Raw genomic sequence first — 25,451 nt, forward strand, 5'->3', positions numbered from 1 at the left:
ACGCAGACAGGACCTCACATGACAACGCACCCCAGCACACCCACGGTGGCCGAACCCAACCACGTTGAAGGCTCTGCCGAGGCCCGCCACGTTCCGCACCGGTGGCGGAACCTGGCAGTCCTCACCGGCGTCACCGTTGTCGACAACACGGAGGCCGGACTCAGCGCCACTTTGTTCCCGACCATCGCAGCGGCACTCAAGCTGCAAAGCAGCCATCTGGGTCTATTGGCCGCGCTAGGCAAGCTCATCGCCGTCCCTGCAGGTCCGGCATGGGCGTGGTTGGCTGGCCGGATCGGCCGGCGGAAGGCCCTGGTCGCTACAACCTTCGTCGGCGGAGCGTTCGGCATCGCGGCTGGGTTTGCTCAGGACTTCGTCCAGCTCCTGATCTTCAACACCCTAATGTCGGCAGCGATCATCGGCGGAAGCCCCATCGCCAACGCCATCATCGCCGACTCCTTCGATGACAGCCAGCGGGGCAAGGCCGCCGGCTACTTCTACGGGTTCATCAGCTTGATCAGCTCCTTCGTAGGCCCGGTCATTGCCCTCTTCACCGGACTGTCCGACGGCTGGCGCTATGGCATGTGGGCCATCGGCGCCATCTGCATCGTGGCGGGCGTTGCTGTCGCCGCGCTCCTCAAGGATCCCGGCGTAGGAGCGTCCGAGAAGCAGCTCGCAGATCTGGCGGGTCGCGAACGGCTCACACCTAAAGTCACAGTCCGCTCCGTGATGTCACTGTTCCGCATCCCGACCTTCTCCGTGATGATGATGTCCCGCCTGCTCTCCGGACATCTCCTGATCGCCATCTTCGGCATCCAGTTCCTGGTCGCAGAGCGCGGCTTCACCAACGCAGTCGCAGCCATTGTCTTGCTTCCCTTTGGCCTGGGCTACTTCGCCGGTACGGTCGGCGGTGGCTGGCTGGTTGGGCTTCTGGACCGCGTCTTCCCCCACAATGGCCGCGTGGCTTACCTCCAGGGTGCCCAGGTGCTGTTTGCCGTCATCGCGTTCGTTGCCACACAGTTCTCCTACAACACAATCGCGGTCTACGGCATCTTCTGGGCTCTGATGGGCTTTGCGCAGGGCGCCAACCCGCCAGTCAACCGCCCGATCGTCGCCGCCGTGATCCTTCCCGAGTTGCGCGGCCAGGCGTTCGCCATCTTCCTGACGGTCTTCGAAACCATCGGCTGGGCCGTGTTCTCCCTCGGTGCAGGTGCCCTGGCATCCTCGCTGGGCATCCAGACCGTGTTCCTTTGGACGCTGGTCATCCTGATGCTGGTGAACGCGCTGGTGCTCACTGTCCTCCACCGTTTCTATCCACGCGATGTTCGCCGGGTGGTCGACGAGCTGGAACGCCGCCGAGCCGAAGCTGCGGTGAGCTAGGGCCTCATCTGCCACATGCTCCGGAGGGGCTGCCCATGGCATGGGCGGCCCTTTTGGCGTTTTGGCCCTCTCGACTCTTCCGTGGGGGCGCGTGCTAGGGAATGCTGGGTGCCGGGCACCACATTTATGGAGGGCTACGTGATCAACATAGAGAACTACCTTCGCTTCGAACGAGTGGACGACGTTGAAAAGACCGACGCCGGCCTGCTGGCCAGGCTCCATGGCGAACAGTTACGGATTGAAACGGTCCGGGACGACGTGGTGCGGCTCAAGATCAGTCGCGGCGGAGTGTTCGACGACGGCCCGACCTTTGCGGTGGTTGCTGACACGTCCGTGGGGGCTGAGTTCAGCGTTTCCATCGATGAGGAGTCCGCGGTCCTCCGGACAGCTTGCCTGGTGGTCACCTTGGGGTTGGATCCGTTCCGGATCGATGTGCATCGCCCCGACGGCAGTACCGTGCTCGAATCGGCCCGCGACGACGAGGGGTACCTGAGCTACGCGACCCTGAACGACGCCTTCGCCGTCGCGAGGACTTGCCTTCCCGAAGACGCCATTTACGGGCTCGGTGAGAAGACCGGTCATCAGGATAGGAAGGGAAGGGACTTCACTCTCTGGAATACGGATGTCCTTGACCCGCACGCAGCAGGAGAATTCACCAAAGGGAAAGCGGTGGATGATCCCCGTGGTGACTTCACCAGCACCGAATTCGATCCGTATTATGTGTCAATTCCATTCTTCTATCACCAGAACCAGCTCTCCGGGAAAATGTCGGCGTCCTTTATGGACAACGGTTATCGCGGGAACTACGAATTCTCCGATCCGGAGCAATATCGTATCCATTTCTCCGGCGGCCAATACACTGAGTACATTTTCGCCGGACCCGGCATGCCGGAAATCCTGGAGGCTTACACCTGGCTGACCGGACGCGCCGCATTACCGCCTTTGTGGTCACTGGGTTATCACCAGTGCCGCTGGTTCAAATACACGCAGGACGCAGTGGAAGCGATGGCCAAGCAGCACAGGGACCACCAGATTCCCTGCGATGCGTTATGGCTGGACATCGACTACATGGACGGCTACCGCGTTTTTACCTGGAATGCAGAGTCCTTTCCGGACCTGGAGAGTTTGACTGCAAACCTCAGCTCCATGGGATTCCGGCTGGTGACCATTGTGGATCCCGGGGTCAAATATGATCCGGGATATCGCGTCTTTGACCAGGCCGTCGACCGGGATGTTCTCTGCCGGACCGAGGGCGGCGACATTTATATCGGGCAGGTCTGGCCGGGAAAAACCGCATTCCCCGACTTCGTCACGGAAGAGGCCCGCGAATGGTGGGGCGAACTGAACGCCGAGCACGTGAAATCGGGCGTGGCCGGAATCTGGAATGACATGAACGAGCCCGCCACGGGGGCCATCCCGCCGTCGAGTATGCGCTTCGGCAAAGGCGAGTATTCGCACGAGCGCTACCACAACCAATACGCCCTGCTGATGGCCATGGGCACCACCACCGGACTGCTGGAAGCGATGCCGGAACTCCGGACTTTTGTCCTTTCCCGGGCCGGATTTTCGGGCATCCAGCGCTACGCAGCCAATTGGATGGGCGATAACGTAGCCCGCTGGGACCACCTGTGGATGAGCATGCCTATGGCTGCAGGTTTTGGAATTTCCGGCCAACCCTTTGTTGGTGCTGATATCGGCGGCTTCGCGGAGAACACCACTCCCGAACTGTTCCTGCGCTGGATGCAGTACGGCACGCTGACCCCGTTCTGCCGGAACCACTCAATGTCCAAGAACTACCAATACGCGTGGGTGTTTGGCGACACGGTCCTGAAGCATGTCCGCGAAGCGATTCGCCTGCGTTACCGCCTCATGCCATACATCTACTCCAGCTTTGTCCGGGCGGGCGAGACCGGAGAGCCCGTGCAACGTCCGCTGGTTTTCGACTACCAATACGATGCCACCGTCACGGCCATAGACGATGAGTATCTGTTCGGGCGTGACCTCCTGGTGGCACCCGTCCTGGCGGCCGGTACAACGTCAAGGCAGGTCTACCTTCCCGCCGGGCGATGGTACGACTGGTACAGCCTTGCCGCCATTGACGGACCCCAGCACGTCATAGCTTCCACGCCGATGGACCGCATACCGCTTTACGCCCGCGGAGGCGCCGTCGTCCCCATGTGGCCCGAAGCGCCGGCGTCGACGGCCGGATACTTTCCCGACGTCGTCGAACTTCATTTCTACGTTCCGGAGGACGGCCACGCCGCACACCACTCGCTGCTGCAGGAAGATGACGGCATCACGTTTGCGGCCAACGACGGCGATCGCCTGCGGACAGAATTCACGGCCTCGCGGTCCGGCTACATCGTCACCCTGCGTGGAAGGGCAACGGGCAACGGCTATCCCGAGTCACTCCGCCAAGCCTTCCTGCTGCTCATCCACGGCGCTTCGCCCAACACCGTTAGGATCGACGGCGAAACTGTTGACGTCGGGAAATCGGGCGGGTTGGCCAGCGTGGAAATTCCCAACACGGGACAGTCGTTTACCGTGGAATTCGCAGTGCCATAGCCTCCCCTGTGAATGTGTGGCCTGCTTTCACAGCCTCCTGACAGTTTCCGAACAGGCCTGCCCGAACTTCGGAACGCATTGTGGTGTGTGAGGGGGTGCAGACAGGCGCCTCCCCTACGAAGCCGTTACCGAACGGCAGATCGAGGAGACACCACATGTCACGAACCAAAAGAATCACGCTCGGCATCGCCGCCGGTGCTTTAGCCCTGGGCGCTGGTCTTGGCGTCACCAGCATGGCAACCGCCGCTGAGACGCCCACCCCGAGCCTCAGCGCCACGTCGTCCGCGGGCAGCACCGCGCCAGCCGACGGCCAGGGACACCACGGGCATAAGGGTGACCGTGGCCAGCTCGCCGCGGAGCTCGCCACCAAGCTCGGCGTGGATCAGGCCAAGGTGACCGAAGCACTTCAGGCGTTCCGGGATGCCAACAAGCCCACTACGCCGCCGGCTGAAGGCACCAAGCCTGACCGTACCGCCATGGAGACGGCGCTGGCCAAGTCCCTCGCCGAGAAGCTCGGCATTGAGGAGTCCAAGGTCACCACGGCTCTCCAGGAGATCCACGCAGCGGAGCAAGCGGAACGTGCGGCTGCTTTGAAGACCAGGCTGGACAAGGCGGTCACTGACGGCAAGTTGAGCCAGGCCGAGGCGGATGCCGTAACCAAAGCCGTTCAGAACGGCGTGATCAGCGGTCACTAACACCGCTTGATCTTTTTCGGGCGAAGGCCCGAGCGAACGGTCCCCGGAAGTTTCCTGGGGGCCGTTCCGCGTCTGACGCGTCCGACGCCGGTGACGTCGCCGCTGCAGGCACCTCACCGCCGTCGGGCGTTCAGTTATTTGGCGCGGGCGGCGCGGTGGAACCGCGGATCACAAGGTGGGGCATGCTGCTGCGATCGACGACGGGCGCGTCCGGATTCAGCAGCCGGTCCAAGGCTGCGGTCCCGGCCGCTCGGCCAAGCTCGACGGCGTGCAGGTCAACCGAGGTCAGGTCGATTCCGTGGATCCGGGCGATTCTGGAGTTGTCGTAGCCCACAAGCGATAGGTCGTCAGGAATGGTTAATCCCCGCGCATAGGCAGCTTCGCGGACGCCCAGGGCGAACTGGTCGTTGTGCGTGAAGACAGCAGTCGGCCGGTCCGGGCCCTCCAGCAGCGATGCAGCCGCCCGCTCGGCCGCCTCCTGTGAATAGTCTTCGGCCGCCACAACCTGCGGGACCAGGCCCGCCGAACGCATTGTTTCCTCGTAGCTTTGACGGCGACCCTGGTGCCCTTCGTACAACGGACCGGCAATGTGTGCGATGCGTGTGTGGCCGAGGCCAAGCAAGTGCTCCGTCGCCGCGCGGGCTCCGGCGCGGTCGTCCGAGTACACGCTGTCCACGCCCTCAACCCGCCGGGCGACGCAGACAATGGGCACCGTGCCGGCCAGTTCGCGGACCTCGTGATCGGGATTCAGCAGCGTGGCAGCGATGACGATCCCCACCCTGGCTTCGATCAGTGAATCCATGGCCACATGATCAACAATGCCGGTGGAGTGGGACACGCTCAGGATGAGTCGGTTGCGGTTTTGGGGGATTGCCAGCCGCACGCCGCTCAGGATGTCCGCGTAAACCTCGTTGCGGAGGTCAAGCAAGTAAAGCCCGACGGCGGACCGCCGCTTGCTTGCCAGATCGGCGGCGACGGCGTTGGGTCGGTAGCCTAGACGCCTGGCTGCATCGAGGATTGCCTGCTTGGTTTCGCCGCTTACTCCGGGCGCTCCGCGGAAGGCGAAGGATACGAGGGTCCTGGAAACTCCCACTTCGCGTGCCACATCCGCCTGGGTGACAGGCCGATGTGGCCCCTGCGCCGGCGGAGTCATGCCTCCATCCTCCCACTGCCTTTGTCAGAACAAAATTAAACTGTTTGTCAGTTTGACCTTACATTTAAGACTTTCGCGCGTTAGTCTTGTTCAAGCGCGGCACACAGTGACCGCTCCAGACGACAAAGGAGTCCTTATGTCTGCAACTCAAGCGCAGCGTTCGGGTACGGAAACCCAGCTTCCGCCGCTCACCGACGGACCGCATCGCAAGCGCCTTGGGCTTGTTGCCCTGATCGCCACGTTCGGCGGCCTGCTCTTCGGCTACGACACCGGTGTTATCAACGGCGCACTCCGTCCGATGACCAGCGAGCTTTCACTTACTCCATTGACGGAGGGCGTCGTGACCAGCTCGCTGCTGTTCGGCGCCGCCGCTGGTGCGGTCGCTGGTGGCCGCCTCTCCGACACGTGGGGGCGTCGGAAGACGATCATCCTGCTCGCTGTTCTGTTCCTTGTTGGCGCACTCGCCTGTGTATTCGCGCCGAACTTCGAAATCATGGTGGTCGGACGCGTAATCCTCGGCCTCGCCGTCGGCGGTGCCTCCTCAGTGGTACCTGTCTTCCTGGCCGAGTTGGCGCCTTTCGAGATTCGCGGCTCCCTTGCCGGCCGCAACGAGCTGATGATCGTTATCGGCCAGCTGGCCGCGTTTGTGGTCAACGCCATCATCGGCAATGTATGGGGTGAATTCGGTGGCGTTTGGCGCATCATGCTCGCCGTCGCCGCACTGCCGGCCCTGGCGCTGTTCTTCGGCATGCTGCGGATGCCCGAGTCACCACGCTGGCTCATTTCGAAGGGCCGTACACAGGATGCCCTCGCGGTCCTCAAGACCATTCGTTCGCCCGAACGCGCTGAGGCGGAGATGGCTGACGTCAAGCACCTTGCGGACGAGGAAAAGGACATGAACCTGTCTGGCTGGGGCGCACTGAGGAACAAGTGGCTTCTGCGTATCCTGCTTGTTGGCATCGGCCTGGGTGTGGCTCAGCAGCTCACCGGTATCAACTCGATCATGTACTACGGCCAGAACGTTCTGGTTGAGGCTGGCTTCGACTCCAGCGCCGCCCTTATCGCCAACATCGCGCCCGGTGTTATCGCCGTCGTCGGTGGCGTAATTGCCCTCAGCATGATGCAGCGTGTCAACCGCCGCACCACCCTCATCACCGGCTTCACCCTGACCACCATCTGCCACTTCCTCATCGGCATCGCATCCATCGCATTGCCTGTTGGCAACCCGGCGCGTCCGTTCGTGATCCTGTTCCTGGTTGTGGCCTTCGTTGGTTCGATGCAGACCTTCCTCAACATCGCCGTGTGGGTGATGCTCTCCGAGATCTTCCCGCTGCACATCCGTGGCTTCGCGATCGGCGTCTCCATCTTCTGCTTGTGGATCGCCAACGCCATCCTGGGCCTGTTCTTCCCGTCGCTCGTTGCCGCGGTGGGGATCACGGGCACGTTCTTCCTGTTCGGCGTGGTGGGCATCCTGGCCCTGATCTTCATCTACACACAAGTTCCCGAGACCCGCGGCCGCACGCTGGAAGCGCTTGAGGAGGATGTCACCACAGGCGCCATCTACGTGGTTCACAAGAAGTAGCCTTTAGCCGCTTCAATTGCCTGGCGCCCCGCCCCGCTCTGTTGTCCGGAGCGGGGCGCTTTGCTGTCTGTTGCTGCCGAGAGGAACGGGCAGGATATTGCCGGTTTACCTTCTTTTGCTGCCTTTATCGCCCTGAAAATGCGATTTCGGCAGAATGTTGCCGAAAAGCTCATTTTAGGTCTCTGTCTGCTGCACGAGCCATCAGACTGGAGGAATCGCCTTTCGAAGGATCTGTGCTCCGGGCGCCCACAGGGAGCTCCGATTCCGGGGTGCTGCGCTTGAAGGCTGAGCTAACCGGCAACGGATGAGGGCGGGTTGCGCCAGCGAATCGCACGGCCATGTGGAGGGCGGCCAACTTTCCACCCCATCCACAAACCCCATCGGGTGGGAGTTAGAAATTCTTGCTGCAGGGGCCTGTGCCCAGCTTTGCCAGGCCGGCCAGGTCGCCCGCCGCGAAGTCGTGCACTGACGAAGCCTCGTCGTACATCAACTGCGTCGGATCGTCCACGTGGTCCAGGCCCAGCAAATGGCCGAGTTCGTGCATCACTACGGCAGCTCCGACGTCGCGCCCGTTCCAAGCGGTCAGCACCTGCCGGAACTGCGCGGCATCAAGCGACAACGTCCCCGTCACGTAGGCCTTGTACCCGTTGCTGAGCCCGATCGAAGAACTGCCGCCGAGTCCGATGGTCTGGCCCGCCAAGCGCGGAACCACCGCAGGCGACGTCCAAGCGATGAGGACGGGAGCCCAGCGGTCGCCGTACTTGTCCGGCTGATAGCTGGCACGCCCATCTGCCGGGAGTTCGTCGGTGGTGCCGTCGTAGACGAACTTCAGCCCGGTTGCCTGGCTGACCTTACGGACGGCGTCATCAATGATCTCCCGCCCGGCGGACGGAGCGAGCGCGTCATTGATGACGTAATGGATGGGTCTGCAGGGGGAGTAGCTCACGGGTTGGCCGTCGGCTTTGACGGTTAGGAACTTGTACGAGTTGCTGAAGTACTGGGGCGCCGGCGGGTACCCGAGTGGAGAGTTTCCTTCCTCGAAACCGGGGTGCGGTTCGTGGCGCTGGCCGAATCCTTGGAAAGAAGGGGATGGCGCACCGGAGACCGCGCTTCCGGGCAGAAGGTGGAACTCGCCGCCAACGTAGGCGGCGGCGCACAATGCCGTGATCAGTGACAGCAGGAACGCGACGGCGGCCCAGCTGCTCTTCTTGAGTCGTGCGGGTCGCAGGGCGTGTTGCTTGGCTCCTAGGGCGGGCTGGCTTTCGGGGGCCGTTGCCCGCTGTTCCGCCAAGTTGCCCGCCGGCCCGGCGTCTAGTGGCGCAGGGCTGGAAGGCCCGACGTCGGACGGCGCCGGGTTGGCGGGCCCGACGTCTAGTGTCGCCGGGTTGGCGGGCTCGACGTCGGACGGCGCGACTTCGCGTCCGGCGTCTAGTGTCGCCGGGTTGGCGGGCTCGACGTCGGACGGCGCGTCTTCGCGCCCGACTGCAGGCCGCAATGGATCCAGCCCCGGATATTCCAAGCCGGTACGTGCCAAGCGCACGTGCTCCGCCTTTACCTGGCGCAGATGCCGCTGGCGGACCTGGTTGTTGTGGCTGGCCGCATGCCGTGGGCCCACACGGCTTGGCCGGATGGCGGCATGGGCCGGGGCATGGGGTGCTTCCTGGATGTTGGTACGACGCATCTGCGCGCTGGAAGATGGATCGTCCGGCCACGCCGGAGACGGTCTAGGTTCCAATTGAACCCCCTGCCACGGCTACTGTGCCACGGGCTGAGACCTTCTCCGTCGGCGTCTTGTGGGACAGCTTAGATCGGGTGCGTCGGTCAGTCCACAACCTTCGCCGGTTAATTACGCCAATGCGGTGCAACAAAGCGAGTGGGCGAGCTCAGACTGTGTCGGCTCAGAGGTCTTTCCGGCAGCTTGCCTTGCTGAGCTTGTAGAGGCCGTTGAGGTCCCCGTCGGCCAGCCCGTCGGGAGCACCGATTTCCGGGTACATGAGCTGCATGGGGTCGTCAACGTGGTCCAGGCCCATTACATGGCTCAGTTCGTGCTGGATCACCGCGGACACGAACGCACGGCCGCCCGATTCCTGCAGCAACTCCCGGATCTGGGGTGTGTCCAGCTCCAGGTTCCCCGTTACGTAGCTCTTGGGACCGTTGCGGAAGCTGTACATGGTGCTGCCGCCCGTCCCGATGACGTCGCCTGCAAGCGCTGGCGCGCTGTCCGGCGTCGTCCAGGAGACAAGCAAAGGCGCCCAGCGCTGGCCGTAGGCCCCAGGCTGGTAGGCCGGGCGATCCTCGCGTGGTTCTTCGTCGGTGACCCGATCAAACACAAAGTGGATCCCCGTGGCCCGTGAAATCTTGGCCACGGCGTCCTCAATCAGGCCGTCGGCGGCGGCCGGCGCAAGCTTGTCGTTCACGACGTAGTGCAGCGGCCGGCAAGGGGAGTACCCAACCGGAGTGCCGTCGTCGTTCATTGCCAGGAACGCGTAGGAATTGCTGGCCGTCCGCGGCGCCACCGGATGCCCCAACGGCGCGTCCGCCTCTTCCACCCCGGGCGGCGGGGCTTCGCTGCCCGACGCGTTATCGCTTTTGGCAGCAGGCTGCCGAACGGTTTGGTCAGCATGGCCCGGGGCCGAACCCGAGGGAACGGAAATGAAACCGTGCCCGGAGGCGAGACCTGGCAGGAGCGTTGCCAGCGGCCCGCTTTGCCGAAAAGCCAAGAAGAACAGCGAGGCTGATACTGCGGCCACAACGAAGATCACATATCGCCAATTGCGTGGCTTTCGACGGGCCCGTCGACCCGGAGTATGTTCGCCTATTTGCGGCTCCAATAAATGCTCCCTGTTCGCGTGCGTCACGTTCAGGGGCGCCTCCGCACGGAGATGGGCGCCGTGGATACGTTAGTGGGCTAAAGCTTTGTCGTCCATTTTTGCGCCGTTTGCCTGCTATTTGACGCTGGTTTGGCACCCGACGGCAGCCTCAACGGGATGTTTTAGCCAACTACCGAACCGAACGCCATGCCCAAGACGTAGGTGGCCGCGGCCGCACCCAGGCCGATCGCCAGCTGGCGCAGCCCGCGCGTGAGCGGTGAGGTACCGGAAAGAAGTCCGACGACGGCGCCGGTAGCCAGCAGCGCGACGCCCACCAGGACACCTGCCGTGACCAGCGCGGCAACGCCGGTCAAGCCGAAGATGAACGGCAGGATCGGCACAATGGCACCGGAGGCGAAGAAGCAGAAACTGGAGAGGGCGGCGCCCCATGCGGTGCCGATGGTTTCGTGCTCTTCGGCAGGCTCTTCCTTCTCCGGCTGCAGCGAAAGGCTGGGGTCGCAGTCGCAGTTGAAGACCCCCATACGCTCTGCCGCCCGGTGCTCTGCCGCTTCGTGGGACATACCGCGGGCCAGGTACACGAGGACCAGCTCGTTGTGGTCGATGTCCAGGGAAGGTGCCGCCGTGAGGGTGGCCTGCGTGGGGCGGGTGGCACTCAGCAGTTCGCGTTGTGAGCGCACAGACACGTACTCGCCGGCGCCCATCGACAGCGCACCGGCCAGCAGGCCTGCAATGCCGCTCATGAGCACCACAGAGCTGCCAACGCCCGTGGCCGCCATGCCCATAACCAGCGAGAGGTTGCTGACCAGGCCGTCGTTGGCTCCGAAGACGGCGGCCCGGAATGTGCCGGACAGCCGGTTGCGTCCCCGGGTAGCCAGTCCGCGTACCACTTCTTCATGGATCTGCTCGTCGGCGGCCATGGCGGGGGTGGCAGCAGGATCGTCGGCGTAGGGCGAGCGGGCTTCCGCGCGCTGGGCGAGGGCAAGGACGAATACGGATCCGAAGTGCCGGGCCAGGAAACCCAGTATTTGGCTGCGAATTGATGCGGGCCGGGCCTTGTCCGCATGTTCGCCAAGCAGGGCCAGCCAATGGGCCTCATGCCGGCCTTCCGCTTCGGCCAGGGCCAGCAGGATTTCCCGTTCTTCGCCGTCGCGCCGTTGGGCGAGTTCCCTGTAGACCGCCGCTTCAGCGCGTTCGTCCGCCAGGTATTGGCGCCAGCGCTTGAGATCGGCCGGGGTGGGGCTGGGAGTCGCTGAAGGCACTGTCACTGTGTTGTCCGCTTCAACCTGCTGTGGCGTTGCGGTGTCCCTGGTGGGCGCGGGAATTTTATGGTCTTCGGTGTGCTGCTGCACCGTTTCTCCTGGGCTTGATGAGGCTTGGTCCGGCGCCATTGCATGCCCACTGTACCGCGTATTTCCGCGGCTTTTTGGCCGGTAGTCCTCACCCGAAAGTTTCGGGATCCCTCAAATTTTCCGCTAAATTTGCCATGGTTCGGCGGGGTCCGGCCCAGGAGTTGGGCCGGGTTCCGGACCTGGCCGCGGGAAGGGCGGTTCGGGTGGCGGGAATGGTCCCGGTTCGGGCCCAGGTTCGGGAAACGGCGGCTCAGGAGCCGGGAAAGGAGGAGGCGTGGGGAAGGGATCCGGTGACGGCTCAGGGGTGGGGCCGGGAGGATTGGGTTCCCGTGGCGTGTCCTCGGGGCCATGGTTGCGTGGCCCGGATTCTGGGAACGGATGCGTGGCGGTGCTCGGGAGTGCTGTGTGCGAGTCGTGCTGGTCCATGGTGTGCGCCTTTCCCCTTGCTTGACCTCTCCTTCCATGCTGATGCCGGGCAAAGGCGCAGTCAACGGCACCCGTACCTCGGGTCCCAAGGCGAGTGCCGCCGTCGTTCCCCCACCCTTGACCCGGCACCCGCCCGGTGTTGATATGGGAACTGTTCAAACGGTTTGCAGGGACGGGACAATCCGGCTCCCGTCTCATCGAAGCGGACCCGCAGGGCCCGTATGGACGGAGGTGGCAAGGATGGACCGCACGGAATCGCACGCCAAGCACCCAGACCGCCCAACGTTGGAGGCGGACCCCCCTTACGACTACGCAGAGGACGAGGAAGTCGACGAAGCCTGGGAAGAGCGCGACGATGACATCCTGGTCGGCGACGCGGAACGCATAGTGCCGCTGGACGACGACGAGAAACCCGCGGCAGGCGGGGCCGAATAGCGTCACCTGACCTTGTTGGAACCTGAATAACGACGACGGCGACGCCTCACCGAACGTGGTGAGCCGTCGCCGTCGTACTTTTGGCGGGATGCCGCGCGTGGCGGCCTGTCAGCGTTAGCGAACCGGAACCTGCTCCTGCTCTTCGCTCAATTTCGTGCCGGCCACCCGGTCATTCCACGCGGCCATAACAATGTTGTCCGTTGGCCTGCTCAGGAAGGACACAACGATGTAGACCACGGCTGACGCCGCAAGGCCGTAGTAAATGGGCTCGTTGGCGTAGATGCCGTCCAAGGGCTCCTTCGCGTTGATTTCCAGGACAATCATGGTGGTCAGGGTGACCACGGATCCGACTGCCATGGAGGCCGCTGCGGCGATGCCCGTGCCACGCTTCCAGACGAGGCCGCCGATAATGGCGACCAGCAGACCGCCCACCAGGATGTCGTAGGCAATGGTCAGGGCTGCCACTACGTCCTTCGTACTAATCGCAATGGCAATTGCCACGATCCCGAGGCCCAGGACCCAATAGCGGTTGGCCTTGACGTCGTGCTCCGGGTTGTCTGAATCGGAGGTTTCCACCTTCTTGCCGAACCAGCTGGCCACAAAGGGTGCGACGTCGGCCCGTGCCACCGTTGCGGCCGCGATGAGGGCTCCGGACGCTGTGGACATCATGGCGGCGACGGCAGCAGCCAGGACCAGCCCGCCGATGCCGATGGGGAGCAGGTGGGTGGCTACCTCGGCGTAGACGTCATCCTTGGCTTTGATCTGGACGTTGGCGAGGGCAACCTTGGCCGCCATGCCGATCAAGGCACCGGCCAAGCCGTAGAAAATGCAGTAAATGCCAGCCGTGGCGCCGCCCCAGCGGGCAACTTTGGGAGTCTTTGCCGTGAAGACGCGCTGCCAGATGTCCTGTCCGATGAGCAGGCCCAGTGTGTAGACCACGAAGTAGGTGATGATGGTCTGCGTTCCGATGCCGTCGATCTGGAAGAAGCTGGCTTCGACGCGGCTGCGGATGCCGTCCAAGCCGCCCGCGGCGTTGAGGGAGAACGGCAGCATCAGGACAAAGATGCCCATGGTCTTGATAACGAACTGGACCTGGTCGGCCAGCGTGATGGACCACATGCCGCCGATGGTGGAGTAGACGAGCACGATGGCACCGCCAATAGCAATGGCAACGGCACGGTCCCAGCCGAAAAGCACCACGAAGATGGTGGCGTAGGCGCCGGTGGACGTGGCGCAGAGCATCAAGGTGTAGGCCAGCATTACGATGCCGGAGGTCTGCGTTGCCTTGCTGCCATAGCGAAGCGTCAGCATCTGGGACACGGTATAGATCTTGAGTTTCTGGATGGTTCCGGCGAAGAGCAGGCTGAGCAGCAGCACGCCGGCGCCGATCGCCACCACCAGCCACATGCCGGAGATGCCGAACTTGTAGCCCAGGCCGACTCCGCCCACGGTGGAAGCGCCGCCCAGGACCACTGCAGCCATGGTCCCCGTATAAAGGAAGGGACCCAGCCGACGGCCCGCCACTAGGTAGTCGCTGTTGTTCTTGGTGCGGGATTTACCCCACCACCCGAAAGCCAGCATGGCCAGCAGATAGACCACGACGATGGCGATATTGATGAAGCTAGAGTCCATAAGGGGCTCCTCGGAACTGATGTGCGGGCGTATGGTGGCCGTGCTGCTTGCCTGGAGGCGGGCGACTCCCCGGGTGATCGCCTGGGCTGGCTGAGCCGGCCGACCGTTTCGTCCGCACATGATCTGGAACGGAGAGGGTCAGCGAGGAACTTGCTCGACGAGTCGACCGAAAGAACCTGCCGAAATTGCCTTGTAGGCAACCTTTGTTGCACATAAGGTTAGAGAGTGATCGGCGTAACAGTCAAGACGTGCGGTTCACAGTCCCCGGGCTGCTGCTGGCTGGGTGGTTACTATGTCAAGCAGTGATGGGCCGGACTGGGGGCCCGAAAGGTGCGTGAATGAAGGCTCTACCTGTTGAACCGAGCAATGCGCCAGTTGCTATTGGTTCTCGAATCCGTGCTGCCCGCCAGGCCCAGCGCCTGACGATCGAGCAGGTTGCAGATGCCACGGGCCTGACAAAGGGATTCCTGAGCCGCGTGGAGAGGGACCTGACCTCACCGTCGGTTGCTTCATTGGTTACGCTGTGCCAAGTCCTGTCTGTATCTGTAGGGGACTTGTTTGCCGCGCCGGAAACGCACCTGACGCGGGCAGGCACCGGGCCAAAGATCTCCCTGGGCGGCGAGGGCATTGTTGAACGGCTGCTTACAGCCCGTTCCGAGCGCAGGCTCCAGATCATCGAGGCCACCATAGAACCTCGCGGCCGTGGCGAGTCGGAGCTGTACGCCGTGGATTGCGATGTTGATGTGCTCCACGTGGTCAAAGGCCAACTCACGCTCATCCTCACCAACCAGCAGTTTGATCTCCACCAGGGCGACACCCTTTCCTTCCCCGGCCGCGAACCGCACACCTGGGTCAATCCGACGGATGAGCCTGCCGAAGTGCTCTGGATCTTGGTTCCGGCTGCGTCGAGGTAGGCCTTAGCGTCGCTGTTCCTTCCCGTTACTCGCCCGTCCCACCCGCCTTGCCCGGCAGATCCCCGGAATTCCGCCTGTGCCGTTCGAAGCTGGCGGCAAGGAATCTGGGAGGTCAGGATCCTTAGCCGACGTGAACCCAGGGCCTCCGAGTCACGTCGGGTTCGGCTTCACGCAGGACTTCCCGGGTTACGGGGGCGATCTCGCCCTCGCCGAAGAATAGGTACTTGCTCAGGTTGGCGATGGGATTGCCCTCAGTCCACCGGAAGTAGATGTGCGGCATCAGCCCGGTGACATCACGGATGTGCAGGAGAACTGCGGCCAGAGTATTGGGCACGTTGTTGCCCGTGACTTCCAGGACCCGGTAGCCGTTCCGGATCTTACCCTCCACCACCAAGGCCTGCTCAAAGTCGGAGCTGTCTTCGACGATGACCTCGATGAAGATCGCCTCGGAGTCGGCCGGCAAATGGTTGGCCTGGCGTGCGTGGGCCAGTTTGTCGCGGTATCGCTCGGCACTGAATACCTTGGGCTCGTGCGAAATGAGGCGGATGGGACCTTCCTCGCTCGCTGCTGTGAATTCGAGGGCGGCCTGGTCCATGGTGATGTGGGTTGCCCGGAGTTCAAAGGAACGGCGGATTCGGGAGGCGAAGCTCACCAGCACAATGCCCAGGATGAAGAGTGCCGCGATCCTGATGCCGTCCGGCCGTTCCACCACGTTGACCACGGTTGTGTACAGGAACACCAGGGCCACCGCGCCGAAGCCCAAGGTACGGACTGTCTGGCCCTTTCGCCGCGCGGACAGTGTCACTGCAATCGAGGCCGAGGTCATGAGCACAAGCACACCAGTGGCGTAGGCACCGCCCTGCGCATCCACGTCCGCGCGGAACACGATGGTCACCAGGAAAGCGATGGCAGTGAACACCAGGACCAAGGGTCGAACCGCGCGGGTCCACGTCGGAGCCATGCCGAATCGTGGCAGGTAACGCGGAACAAGGTTCAACAGTCCCGCCATTGCGGAGGCCCCGGCAAACCAGAGGATGGCAATCGTGCTGATGTCATAGACCGTGCCGAAACCATCACCCATGTAGAGGTGGGCCAGATAAGCCAGGGCCCGGCCGCTGGCCTTCCCGCCGGGTTCGAACTCTTCGGCGGGGATGAGGAACGTCGTCACAAAGCTGGACGTGACCAGGAACGCGCTCATGATCAGCGCGGCCACGGTCAGCAGCTTGTGGGCACCCCGGATACGGCCAACTGGATTCTCCTCGGTGTCCCCGTCAGTTCCCCGAATCTGCGGCATCACGGCAACACCTGTTTCAAAACCGGATAGGCCCAGGGCGAGTTTTGGGAATACAAGCAGGGCCACAGCGATCATCATCAACGGATCACCGTGCTGCACCGTAAGGGCTGCCCACCAGTCGCTGACCACCTGCCCGTTTGAGGCGACGTGGGCCAGGCCCACAGTCACCACAACGGCATTCAGCACCAGGAAGACGCCTACCAAGAGGACGGCGACGTTGATGGCTTCCTTGAAACCACGGAGGAAAACGACGCCGAGCGCAGCAATGAGCGCAAGCGTGATCACAACTTCCTGCCCGTGCATCCACTCCGGAGCAAAGGGGTTCTCGATGGCGTGGGCACTTGCATCCGCCGCGGACAAGGTCATGGTGATCATGAAGTCCGTAGCGGCAAACCCCAGCAACGCCAGGACGAACAACTTGCCACCCCAGCGTGGCAGCAGCCGTTCAAGCATCGCGATTGAGCCTTCGCCACGGGGACTTTCCGCTGCAACGCGACGGTAGACCGGAAGAGCGCCCAGCAGTGTCACTGCCACGAGAACGATGGTCGCCAAGGGGGACAGAAGGCCTGCGGCGAGGGCCGCAATGGCGGGCTGATAGCCCAAGGTCGAGAAGTAGTCGACGCCGGTCAGGCACATTACTTTCCACCACGACTGAGGCGTGTGCCCGGCGTCGGGCCTTCCGTGCGGGCCTTGCCGTTTTCCGGACGTTTCCGGCATGCCTTCCAAGAGCCAGGTCCGGAAAGGCGCCTGCTGCCGCCGCCGGTTCGAGGGGTCCGCTGGCGGCCTCGTCAAAGTGGTCACAGTGTCCTTCGCTCCTTCCGCGGCAGCGGAGAATCGCTGCTTCCGGAATGGAGCTTAGGGGTTCAAAATCGCCGAACTTCCGGGCTTTAACGGAATCTTTACGTTCGTGTGAGGTGGCTCTCAGGCGGCAATTCGAAAACTAGAGCGCCCGCAATATGCCGCCGAAAGGAACAAGGTGAGGTCCGTGTTACATGCCGGAAATATTGAAGTAATCGCTCGGAAACTCAACTGTGAAATACGTCACACGCCTGTAACTGCCGCGGACTGTCGCTGAAACGTGCTGTGGCTAGCCTCGGCTATGGGGGAAAAGGTCTCGCCACTTCGTTCAATCTCGCCGTTTTAGGCGTCGCAAGCGCCTCGAGCCGAGGAGGCTCCCAGATGAACACGCTAGCAATCACTCCAATGGACGTAGACCCAACAGCACTGGACCCGGGAGCTACTGCCTGGATGCTCGCAGCATCCGCCCTGGTCCTGTTGATGACACCGGGTCTCGCTTTCTTCTACGGCGGCCTCGTCCGCATGAAATCCGTTTTGAACATGATGATGATGAGCTTCGGCGCCATGGGTGTGGTCGCCGTCGTTTGGGCCCTGTGGGGCTATGGGATCGCATTCGGCCCCGATACTCTGGGTGGCCTGAGTGGTGATCCCTTTGCCAACTTTGGCCTTAACGGTCTGAGCAGTGTCATTGGCGGCAAGGCGGCCGGTTTGCCGGACTTGGTCTTCGTCGGCTTCCAGGCAACCTTCGCCATCATCACTGTCGCGCTGATCTCGGGGGCCGTGGCCGAGCGTGTCAAGTTCGGCCCATGGCTGCTTTTCTCCGCCCTGTGGGTCACGCTGGTCTACTCGCCTATCGCCCACTGGGTCTGGGGTGGCGGCCTGTTTGGTCCTGAAGGCCTGATCGGTAGCCACATCTCCGCGCTCGACTTTGCCGGCGGCACCGTGGTGCACATGAACGCCGGTATGGCCGGTTTGATGCTTGCTGTGATCCTTGGCAAGCGCCTCGGTTTCATGAAGGATCCGGCCATCAAACCGCATAACCTGCCGTTCGTGATGTTGGGCGCCGGCTTGCTGTGGTTTGGTTGGTTCGGTTTCAACGCTGGTTCGGAACTCGCAGCGGATGCCACCGCCGGCCTGGCCTGGACCAACACCCTCCTGGCCACGAGTGCGGCGCTGCTCGGCTGGCTGCTCGTGGAGCGGATCCGTGACGGGAATGCCACCTCGTTGGGTGCAGCATCGGGCGCCGTGGCCGGTCTCGTGGCGATTACGCCCGCGTGTGGTTTCGTCGACCCCATTGGTGCGATTGCCATCGGTGTGATCGCCGGCGTCGTCTGCGCACTGGCGGTCTCCTTGAAGTACCGCATTGGGCTGGACGACTCGCTCGACGTGGTGCCGGTCCACTTTGTCGGAGGGCTCTGGGGCACATTGTCGCTGGGCTTCTTCGCGGTTCCCTCCGCCAAGACTGAAGGCGGCCTCTTCTATGGTGGCGGCCTCACCCAGTTCTGGCCACAGATCCTTACTGCGTTGATCGTTACGGCCTGGACAGCCCTCATGACCACGATCATCGGTTTCGCCATCCATAAGCTCATGGGCATGCGCGTCTCCGAAGCTGACGAGACTTCAGGTATTGACGTCGCCGAGCACGCCGAGACGGCCTACGAGCTGATCATGGTGGGCGGCAGCTTCCATCCGGGGGAGCCGCATGGCAACGATTCCAACCACAAAGTTGAAGCGCAGCGAACGGCGGCAACATGAAGCTGATTACCGCCATCGTGCGGCCGGAGCGTATCGACGACGTGAGGGATGCACTGGAGGCCTATGGCGTCAACGGAATGACCGTCAGCCAGGCCAGCGGTTACGGCCGCCAGCGGGGCCATGTGGAGGTCTATAGGGGTGCGGAATACGCCTCGGACCTCCTCCCGAAGGTTCGTGTGGAGGTCTTGGCCGCCGACGATGCCGTTGACGGGATCGTGAGCGCCATCGTTGGGGGTGCCAGCACCGGGGGCTTCGGAGACGGCAAAATTTGGACTGTCGCCCTCGCCGAGGTGGTTCGGGTCCGGACGGGGGAGCGGGGAGTCGCCGCGATCAATTGATTGACCGCCCGCCGTCGATATTGAGGCCCGACGGCGGCAGTCACGGGGGTGCCGAACCGGCCCGACGGCGGCAGTCACATCGGTGCCGAACGCCCGTGAGCGAGCCGTTCGCCGTCGGCCATCACCTTCTGCACACGTTCACCGCGATGCTCCCGCACTCATGTGCGGGAGCATCGCCATTTTTTGCCCGGGTGGGACATGGGCACCCCAGCCAACGGAACTTAAGAAAAGAACAGTGCATGTAAACACCTGATGCATATAAGACAACTTTGAGTGTATGATGGGTCACAACAAGACACCGACACTCGAAGGAGAGCCGCACTGTGGAAGAGCTGCGCATCGAGGCCAATGGCAACATCGGCCCCATAGATTCCTCCCGCATCCCGCGTTATGCCGGGGCCGCTACCTATGCTCGCCTGCCGCGGCTGGACCAGGTTGCCAAGGCCGACGTCACAGTGGTCGGCGTCCCCTTCGATTCAGGCGTGTCCTACCGCCCCGGCGCGCGCTTCGGGGCCAACCATGTCCGCGAAGCCAGCCGCCTGCTCCGCCCGTATAACCCTGCGTGGGACGTCAGCCCGTTCGAGAACATCCAGGTTGCGGATGCCGGCGATATGGCCGTCAATCCGTTCAACATCAACGAGGCCATTGAGACCATCCAGCAGAACGCCCTGGACCTCACGGCAAAGGGCAGCAAGCTGGTAACCCTCGGTGGCGACCACACCATCGCATTGCCGCTGCTGCGAGCCGCCGCAGAGCGCGCCGGTGAACCCGTCGCGATGCTTCACTTCGACGCCCACCTGGACACTTGGGACACCTACTTCGGTGCTGAGTACACTCACGGAACTCCCTTCCGCCGTGCGGTGGAGGAAGGCATCCTGGACACCGAGGCGATCAGCCACGTAGGAACCCGCGGGCCGCTTTACGGCAAGAAAGACCTCGACGACGACCACCGCTTTGGCTTCGGCATCGTCACCTCGGCGGACGTCTACTACCAGGGCGTCGCCGAAGTCGTGGCCAAGATCAGGGACCGCATCGGAGACCGTCCGCTCTACGTCTCCGTGGACATCGATGTGCTGGACCCCGCCCACGCTCCAGGCACCGGAACGCCGGAGGCCGGTGGCATCACCAGCCGTGAACTCCTGGAGATTATCCGCGGCTTCCGTGGCATGAACCTGGTGGGGGCGGACATCGTGGAAGTTGCTCCGGCTTACGACCATGCGGAAATCACGGGCGTCGCCGGGAGCCACGTCGCCTACGAGCTGGTCACCCTGATGGCGGACAACGCTGTGGAGGGCAACCGCCACGGTGCGCCCACTGGCTACGCCGCCCAGGCGCTTGACGCCCGTCTTGCGGAACTCGCGTCGGGAACCAAGCGATGATTGATTTCGATCCGGGTACTGCGGCGCCAACAAAGGGGAGCAGCCAGCGCAACGGTGGAGACCTCGTCGTCGAGACGCTCGAAGCGCTCGGCGCGAAGACCGTTTTTGGTATCCCGGGACAGCATGCGCTGGGCCTGTTCGACGCCATGGGCCGCGGCAACCTGAAGTTCGTTTCCAGCCGTGTGGAGAACAACTCCGCCTTCGCAGCAGACGGGTATTCCCGGGCAACCGGCGAGGTGGGCGTGCTGTTCCTCTCCACCGGGCCGGGTGCGTTGACCTCCCTGGCCGGGCTGCAGGAAGCCTATGCCACGGGTGTGCCGATGGTTGTTGTCGCCAGCCAGATCCCGCTGGAAGGACTGGGCGCCCGGCGTAAAGGCATGTTGCACCAACTCGACGACCAGAAGGCATCGGCCGCCAACGTCACCAAAAGCCAACGCCTTATCCAGCATGCTTCCGGCATACCGTCGGCTATCCAGGACGCCTGGACCGAGGCCATTTCTTCGCCGCAGGGCCCCGTGTGGATTGAGATCCCGCAGAACGTGCTGTTGGATCCGATAATGGTCCCTCCTGTTGAGGACGCGCTGGCCGAGGCTGCGGATAACCCGCCCAGGGTCGAGCTGGTCCGGGAGGCGGTGAAGTGGCTCTCGACGGCGGAACGTCCGGCAATCATCGCCGGCGGCGGCACGCGCCGCGGCAAGGCAGAGAAGGCGCTGCTGTCCATAGCGGAGAAGCTTCGGGCGCCTGTGATCTGCACACCGGGTGGCAACGGGGCATTCCCGTGGAACCATGAGCTGAGCCTGCAGTCCTGGATCGAGGACCGGTATATGACGGACCTCCTGGAGGACGCCGACGTGCTGGTGGTCATTGGCTCGTCCCTAGGTGAGGTGACCTCCAACTACTTCACGTTTGAACCGCGCGGCAGGATCATCCAGATCGACGCCGAACCCAGGGTTCTCGAGTCCAACCGTCCGGGCTTGGGGATCCGGGCTGACGCCGGACAGGCGCTCTCCGCCTTGGACGAGGCACTGCCCGCGACGACGGCCGCGCCGGATTGGCGGGGGAGCACACCTGAGCAGCTGGTCGCCGAGACGCTTGCAAAAGTCCAGGCTCGGCTCGAATCCCAGGACCTGGCCAAGGAACTGAAGTTCATGGCCGACATCCGTGAAGCCGTCCCGGCCGACATGCAGACCTTCTGGGACATGACCATCTCCGCTTACTGGGCCTGGAGCTGCTGGGACTCCCGTGAGGGGCAGTTCCACTCCGCCCAGGGTGCAGGTGGCCTGGGGTTTGGCTTCCCCGCTGCAATCGGTGGTGCCGTGGGCTTGGAGACGGCCGGCAAACCTGGCCGCGTGCTCGCGGTATCCGGCGACGGTTCCGCAATGTACTCCATTTCGGAACTCGCCACGGCCCGGCAGCACAACATCCCTGTCACGTGGCTCATCGTGGACGACGGCGGTTACGGCATCCTGCGTGAGTACATGGTGGGCGCCTTCGGCAAGGCGACCGCTACCGAGCTCGCCCGTCCGGACTTCGTCAAGCTCGCGGAATCCTTCGGTGTCCCTGCCCGCAGGGTGGCCCCGGAGGAAGTGGGGGACGCGCTCAAGGCGAGCTTCGCCGCTGACGGACCTAACGTCGTCGTGGTTGAAACCCTGCTAAAGATGTTCGGCCCAACGCACCTGGCCACCTAGTTCACCACTTCCCGCAGCGCGGACCTGTCCCAACAGGCCCGCGCTGCGCCGTTTAAACCCCACCCGCGGACCCCTCTACCCCCGCGCGAGATGGCAATAAATGCCCATGTTGCGCGCAAACATGGGCATTTATTGCCATCTCGGCGCAGCAGTTTTGCGAGTCGGCGGGGATGTCGCTTTCGTTAGTTGCCCAAAGTAACCAATACGTATATAGTTGCTTTAGGCAATCAAAGAGGAAGTGTAAAGCCCATGGCTGTTGCTCCCACGACGGCAACCGATCTTGTCCACCAGATTTTCGATCTTCAACGGGTACTCCGCTGCATCTCCACCGCGCATCTGGCGCGGGGAGGCAGCGGGAAGGTGGGGTTCGCCCTCCATGGCGTCCTTCGCTTCATAGGTGAGGGCGAGGCCCGTGCCACCCACTTCGCCGCGCAGTTGGGGGTCACGGCTCCGGTCCTTAGCAGGCATGTCGCCGAACTGGAGGAGATGGGGCTGGTGGTGCGGCGGCCGGATCCCAACGACGGCAGGGCTCAACTGATCGCCCTGACCGAGGCCGGGGAGGCTGCACTCCAGGCGTTCGAGGATGAACGCACCGCCAATTTGCAGGCATATTTGGCGGACTGGAGCGAAGACGACGCCCTCGAGGCGTCGCACATTATCAGGAAACTGGCGGGGTCCCTCCGGGACTCCATCCGGGCAACGACGGCCGGCGCCACTCACACGACAACAACCGTTTAGGAGTAACGCATGGCCACTCACACTCAAGCCGCAGCAATGCGGCCATCAAGCGCAGAAGCAACCGGCGCCAAGGAACCAATGACGCACCGCCAAATCATGGAGGCGCTCACCGGGCTGCTGGCGGCTTTCTTCACCGCCATCCTGAGCAGCACCATCGTTGCAAACGCGCTGCCGACCATCATGTCCGAGCTGCATGGAACGCAGACCGACTTCGCGTGGGTAATCACGGCAGCGCTCCTCGCCAACGCGGCTACCACGCCCCTCTGGGGCAAGCTGGCGGACCTCTTCAACAAGAAGCTGCTGGTCCAGTTGAGCATCGTGCTCTTCGTGGCTGGCTCCATCATGGCCGGACTGTCGGACAGCATTCCGTTCATGCTGGTGGCCCGCGTTGTCCAAGGCATCGCGATGGGAGGTCTCACGGCTCTGGCGCAGGCAATCATTGGGACCATGATTCCGCCGCGTGAGCGGGGCAAGTATTCCGGTTACATGGGCGCAGTCCTGGCCGCAGGCACCGCTGGCGGGCCGCTGCTCGGCGGCTTCATTGTGGACAGCCCGCTCGGCTGGCGCTGGACGTTCTTCGTCTGCGTGCCGCTCGCCGTCATCGCGCTCATCCTGCTCCAGCTGACGTTGAAGATCCAGCATGTCAGGCGTCCGGCAAAAATCGACTGGCTGGGCTCCGTCCTCTTGACCGCTGGCGTGAGCCTGCTCCTGATCTGGGTCTCCTTCGCCGGCAACCCCGACTACTACGACTGGATTTCCTGGCAGTCCGCAGCCATGGTGGGCGGCGCCGTGGTGCTCCTGGCCCTGCTGATCCTGGTCGAGTCCAAGGTGGCCGAGCCCATCATTCCCCTCAAGATCATCTCCGAGCGGACCACCGCGCTGGCCATCATCGCATCCGTGGCGGTCGGCATCGCGATGTTCGGCTCCTCGACGTTCCTCGGCCAGTACTTCCAAGTGGCCCGCGGTGCCACGCCGACGGAAGCCGGCCTGCTGACGCTACCCATGATTGTGGGCAACCTGTTGGGTTCCGTGATCTCCGGTCAGCTGATCAGCCGCTTCGGCAAATGGAAGAAGTTCCTGATCGCCGGCTCGGTCCTGCTCATCGCCGGCCTGGGGATGGCGGGCACAATCGACCACACCACTGAGCTGTGGCAGACCTCCATCTACACCTTTGTCTTTGGTCTGGGCGTGGGCATGCTCATGCAAAACCTGGTCCTCGCGGTCCAGAACACAGTCCGCGCCTCGGACATCGGCACGGCCAGTGCGTCCGTCGCATTCTTCCGCTCCGTTGGCGGCGCGATCGGTGTTTCCGTGCTCGGTGCGGTGATGTCCAACCATGTGAAGGATCTGGTGGTTCAGGGCCTCGCCGCGGCGCATATTCCGGTTTCGGGTGGCTCCGGCGGCGGAAACATGGACATCGTGGACCTCCCCGCGCCCATCCGCGACATCATGCGCGCGGCCTACGGTGACGCGACTGCGCAGATCTTCCTGATCGCGGCAGCCATCGCCGTGGTGGCACTCCTGGCCGTCCTCTTCATCAAGGAGGTGCCGTTGCGCCGCACCGTGGACGCGGCGGCCCCCGCCGGGACCGACGGCGGAACGTCCGACGCCGGCAGCCAGCCTTCCGCCGTCGTCAAACCGGCAGCGGGATCCGAGCAGCAGGAGTCCGGGAACGACGACCCGGCTCCCGTAAGGACCGATGCGGCCGGGGCGGGTATTCCCCGGGATGCCCACCACCTGGATGCCGAAGATCTCGACATGGAATTTGCCAGGATCCTGACGCAGGAAAGGACCGTCGTGCCCGCTGGGCTTCAGGAAATCCAGCAGGAGTTGGCCCGCACGCAGCGCCTACTGTCCGAGCAGCAATTGCAGTTGAGCAGGGCCCACAGTGAACTGCAGGCACGGCAGCGTGAGCAGCAGTTCCTGGCCGAGCAGCAATCCCGGACCGCGGCTGAGCTGGCCATTCTGCGCAAAGAGCTCAAGAAGGAGCGTAAGCAGCAGGAGCGGGCCGCAATAGCGCTGCTGCACGGAGCGGAGGCAGCAGGACTCCTCCGCCAGGAGCGATCTGCCCGGACCGCTGAGCCGGGCCGGCACGCCGGCTAGCTGACTTCATGGCACGCCCGTGCCGGTCGGCCCGCACATTGGGCGGGCGGGCTGGCGCACGGCAAGGCAATCGGCCGGCTGGTGCACGGCAAGGCAATCCGGCCGGACCGGCTGGCGCACGGCAAAGCAATCGGCCGGACCGGCTGGCGCACGGCAAAGCAATCGGCCGGCTGGTGCACGGCAAGGCAATCCGGCCGGACCGGCTGGCTCACTGAAAAGCAATCGGCCGACGCCGGCCGGAACCAGGCCGGCGTCTGGCAAAACAAGGTCCCGCCGGCCCCCGGTGGCCAAAATCGCCGTTATTCCGGCCTCGAATACTCCCCGGGGATGATATTTCCCCGGGGTTGTTTCGCTGAGGCAACGGATTTCGTAAAGTTGAGTGTCTAAGTCTGTCAGACC

Annotated in this window: 18 protein-coding genes; 12 read left to right on the forward strand and 6 right to left on the reverse strand. The window is 63.4% G+C overall.

The features are described 5' to 3' along the window. The first annotated feature begins 18 nt into the window (after window positions 1-18). From LD110_RS13925 to LD110_RS13935, 3 genes are all read left to right on the forward strand, one after another. Window positions 19-1,377 (forward strand): MFS transporter, encoded by a 1,359-nt coding sequence (locus tag LD110_RS13925; RefSeq protein WP_225499422.1) that lies wholly within the window; start codon window positions 19-21, stop codon window positions 1,375-1,377. A gap of 108 nt (window positions 1,378-1,485) precedes the next feature. Then, the gene (locus tag LD110_RS13930; RefSeq protein ID WP_225499423.1) at window positions 1,486-3,942 is read left to right on the forward strand and encodes a TIM-barrel domain-containing protein; all 2,457 of its coding nucleotides are present in this window, start codon (window positions 1,486-1,488) and stop codon (window positions 3,940-3,942) included. Window positions 3,943-4,097: 155 nt separating this feature from the next. Continuing rightward, window positions 4,098-4,637 (forward strand): hypothetical protein, encoded by a 540-nt coding sequence (locus LD110_RS13935; protein ID WP_225499424.1) that lies wholly within the window; start codon window positions 4,098-4,100, stop codon window positions 4,635-4,637. Between the two features lie 130 nt (window positions 4,638-4,767). On the opposite strand, the gene LD110_RS13940 is transcribed toward LD110_RS13935, so the two are convergent. Further along, window positions 4,768-5,790, reverse strand: coding sequence for a LacI family DNA-binding transcriptional regulator (locus LD110_RS13940; protein WP_225499425.1), 1,023 nt, complete (start codon window positions 5,788-5,790; stop codon window positions 4,768-4,770). A 136-nt stretch (window positions 5,791-5,926) separates the two neighbouring features. Here LD110_RS13940 and LD110_RS13945 point away from each other — a divergent pair, with 136 nt between their 5' ends. After that, on the forward strand, window positions 5,927-7,372 hold the full coding sequence (locus tag LD110_RS13945; RefSeq protein WP_225499426.1) for a sugar porter family MFS transporter: 1,446 nt from the start codon (window positions 5,927-5,929) through the stop codon (window positions 7,370-7,372). 391 nt (window positions 7,373-7,763) lie between these two features. Here the strand turns inward: LD110_RS13945 and LD110_RS13950 are convergent, their stop codons facing one another. The 3 genes from LD110_RS13950 to LD110_RS13960 all read right to left on the reverse strand — a co-directional run bounded on the left by LD110_RS13950 (window position 7,764) and on the right by LD110_RS13960 (window position 11,552). Further along, window positions 7,764-9,053: a matrixin family metalloprotease gene (locus tag LD110_RS13950; RefSeq protein WP_225499427.1), complete on the reverse strand. Its 1,290-nt coding sequence runs from the start codon at window positions 9,051-9,053 to the stop codon at window positions 7,764-7,766. Window positions 9,054-9,270: 217 nt separating this feature from the next. Beyond that, complete coding sequence (locus LD110_RS13955) at window positions 9,271-10,122, reverse strand: matrixin family metalloprotease (RefSeq protein WP_225499428.1); 852 nt, start codon at window positions 10,120-10,122, stop codon at window positions 9,271-9,273. 242 nt (window positions 10,123-10,364) lie between these two features. Continuing rightward, entirely contained in the window at window positions 10,365-11,552 is a 1,188-nt protein-coding gene (locus LD110_RS13960; RefSeq protein WP_308012442.1) for a VIT1/CCC1 family protein, read from the reverse strand. Window positions 11,553-12,218: 666 nt separating this feature from the next. Here LD110_RS13960 and LD110_RS13965 point away from each other — a divergent pair. Next, complete coding sequence (locus LD110_RS13965) at window positions 12,219-12,413, forward strand: hypothetical protein (RefSeq protein WP_225499430.1); 195 nt, start codon at window positions 12,219-12,221, stop codon at window positions 12,411-12,413. A 114-nt stretch (window positions 12,414-12,527) separates the two neighbouring features. Here LD110_RS13965 and LD110_RS13970 read toward each other — a convergent pair whose 3' ends face one another. Beyond that, window positions 12,528-14,045, reverse strand: a complete 1,518-nt coding sequence (locus tag LD110_RS13970) for a sodium:solute symporter (protein ID WP_225499431.1) — start codon at window positions 14,043-14,045, stop codon at window positions 12,528-12,530. 338 nt (window positions 14,046-14,383) lie between these two features. Between LD110_RS13970 and LD110_RS13975 the strand changes: the two genes are divergently transcribed. Continuing rightward, on the forward strand, window positions 14,384-14,959 hold the full coding sequence (locus LD110_RS13975) for a helix-turn-helix domain-containing protein (RefSeq protein WP_225499432.1): 576 nt from the start codon (window positions 14,384-14,386) through the stop codon (window positions 14,957-14,959). 121 nt (window positions 14,960-15,080) lie between these two features. Here the strand turns inward: LD110_RS13975 and LD110_RS13980 are convergent, their stop codons facing one another. Next, the gene (locus tag LD110_RS13980) at window positions 15,081-17,054 is read right to left on the reverse strand and encodes an amino acid transporter (protein ID WP_225499433.1); all 1,974 of its coding nucleotides are present in this window, start codon (window positions 17,052-17,054) and stop codon (window positions 15,081-15,083) included. A gap of 378 nt (window positions 17,055-17,432) precedes the next feature. Here LD110_RS13980 and LD110_RS13985 point away from each other — a divergent pair, with 378 nt between their 5' ends. The 6 genes from LD110_RS13985 to LD110_RS14010 all read left to right on the forward strand — a co-directional run bounded on the left by LD110_RS13985 (window position 17,433) and on the right by LD110_RS14010 (window position 25,052). Next, window positions 17,433-18,806: an ammonium transporter gene (locus LD110_RS13985; protein ID WP_225499434.1), complete on the forward strand. Its 1,374-nt coding sequence runs from the start codon at window positions 17,433-17,435 to the stop codon at window positions 18,804-18,806. After that, the gene (locus LD110_RS13990; protein WP_225499435.1) at window positions 18,803-19,144 is read left to right on the forward strand and encodes a P-II family nitrogen regulator; all 342 of its coding nucleotides are present in this window, start codon (window positions 18,803-18,805) and stop codon (window positions 19,142-19,144) included. The genes LD110_RS13985 and LD110_RS13990 overlap by 4 nt, the downstream gene beginning before the upstream one ends. A 323-nt stretch (window positions 19,145-19,467) precedes the next feature. Further along, window positions 19,468-20,523, forward strand: coding sequence for an agmatinase (gene speB, locus LD110_RS13995; RefSeq protein ID WP_225499436.1), 1,056 nt, complete (start codon window positions 19,468-19,470; stop codon window positions 20,521-20,523). Further along, window positions 20,520-22,211 (forward strand): thiamine pyrophosphate-binding protein, encoded by a 1,692-nt coding sequence (locus tag LD110_RS14000; protein ID WP_225499437.1) that lies wholly within the window; start codon window positions 20,520-20,522, stop codon window positions 22,209-22,211. Before speB ends, LD110_RS14000 begins: the two co-directional genes overlap by 4 nt. Before the next feature lie 249 nt (window positions 22,212-22,460). Then, complete coding sequence (locus LD110_RS14005) at window positions 22,461-22,949, forward strand: MarR family winged helix-turn-helix transcriptional regulator (RefSeq protein WP_225499438.1); 489 nt, start codon at window positions 22,461-22,463, stop codon at window positions 22,947-22,949. Window positions 22,950-22,958: 9 nt separating this feature from the next. Beyond that, a complete protein-coding gene (locus tag LD110_RS14010; RefSeq protein WP_374200343.1) occupies window positions 22,959-25,052 on the forward strand; it encodes an MFS transporter in 2,094 nt (697 codons plus the stop codon). Window positions 25,053-25,451: the final 399 nt, after the last annotated feature.

Source organism: Arthrobacter sp. M4 (genome assembly GCF_020251205.1).
Lineage (GTDB): Bacteria > Actinomycetota > Actinomycetes > Actinomycetales > Micrococcaceae > Arthrobacter.

Excerpts from the sequence above, each read along its gene's own strand:
- LD110_RS13940 (WP_225499425.1), bottom strand. The coding sequence starts at position 5,790 with ATGACTCCGCCGGCGCAGGGGCCACATCGGCCTGTCACCCAGGCGGAT.
- LD110_RS13985 (WP_225499434.1), top strand. The coding sequence starts at position 17,433 with ATGAACACGCTAGCAATCACTCCAATGGACGTAGACCCAACAGCACTG.
- LD110_RS14005 (WP_225499438.1), top strand. The coding sequence starts at position 22,461 with ATGGCTGTTGCTCCCACGACGGCAACCGATCTTGTCCACCAGATTTTC.
- LD110_RS13925 (WP_225499422.1), top strand. The coding sequence starts at position 19 with ATGACAACGCACCCCAGCACACCCACGGTGGCCGAACCCAACCACGTT.
- LD110_RS14000 (WP_225499437.1), top strand. The coding sequence starts at position 20,520 with ATGATTGATTTCGATCCGGGTACTGCGGCGCCAACAAAGGGGAGCAGC.
- LD110_RS13990 (WP_225499435.1), top strand. The coding sequence starts at position 18,803 with ATGAAGCTGATTACCGCCATCGTGCGGCCGGAGCGTATCGACGACGTG.
- LD110_RS13970 (WP_225499431.1), bottom strand. The coding sequence starts at position 14,045 with ATGGACTCTAGCTTCATCAATATCGCCATCGTCGTGGTCTATCTGCTG.
- LD110_RS13935 (WP_225499424.1), top strand. The coding sequence starts at position 4,098 with ATGTCACGAACCAAAAGAATCACGCTCGGCATCGCCGCCGGTGCTTTA.
- LD110_RS13975 (WP_225499432.1), top strand. The coding sequence starts at position 14,384 with ATGAAGGCTCTACCTGTTGAACCGAGCAATGCGCCAGTTGCTATTGGT.
- LD110_RS14010 (WP_374200343.1), top strand. The coding sequence starts at position 22,959 with ATGGCCACTCACACTCAAGCCGCAGCAATGCGGCCATCAAGCGCAGAA.
- LD110_RS13965 (WP_225499430.1), top strand. The coding sequence starts at position 12,219 with ATGGACCGCACGGAATCGCACGCCAAGCACCCAGACCGCCCAACGTTG.
- LD110_RS13950 (WP_225499427.1), bottom strand. The coding sequence starts at position 9,053 with ATGCGTCGTACCAACATCCAGGAAGCACCCCATGCCCCGGCCCATGCC.
- LD110_RS13945 (WP_225499426.1), top strand. The coding sequence starts at position 5,927 with ATGTCTGCAACTCAAGCGCAGCGTTCGGGTACGGAAACCCAGCTTCCG.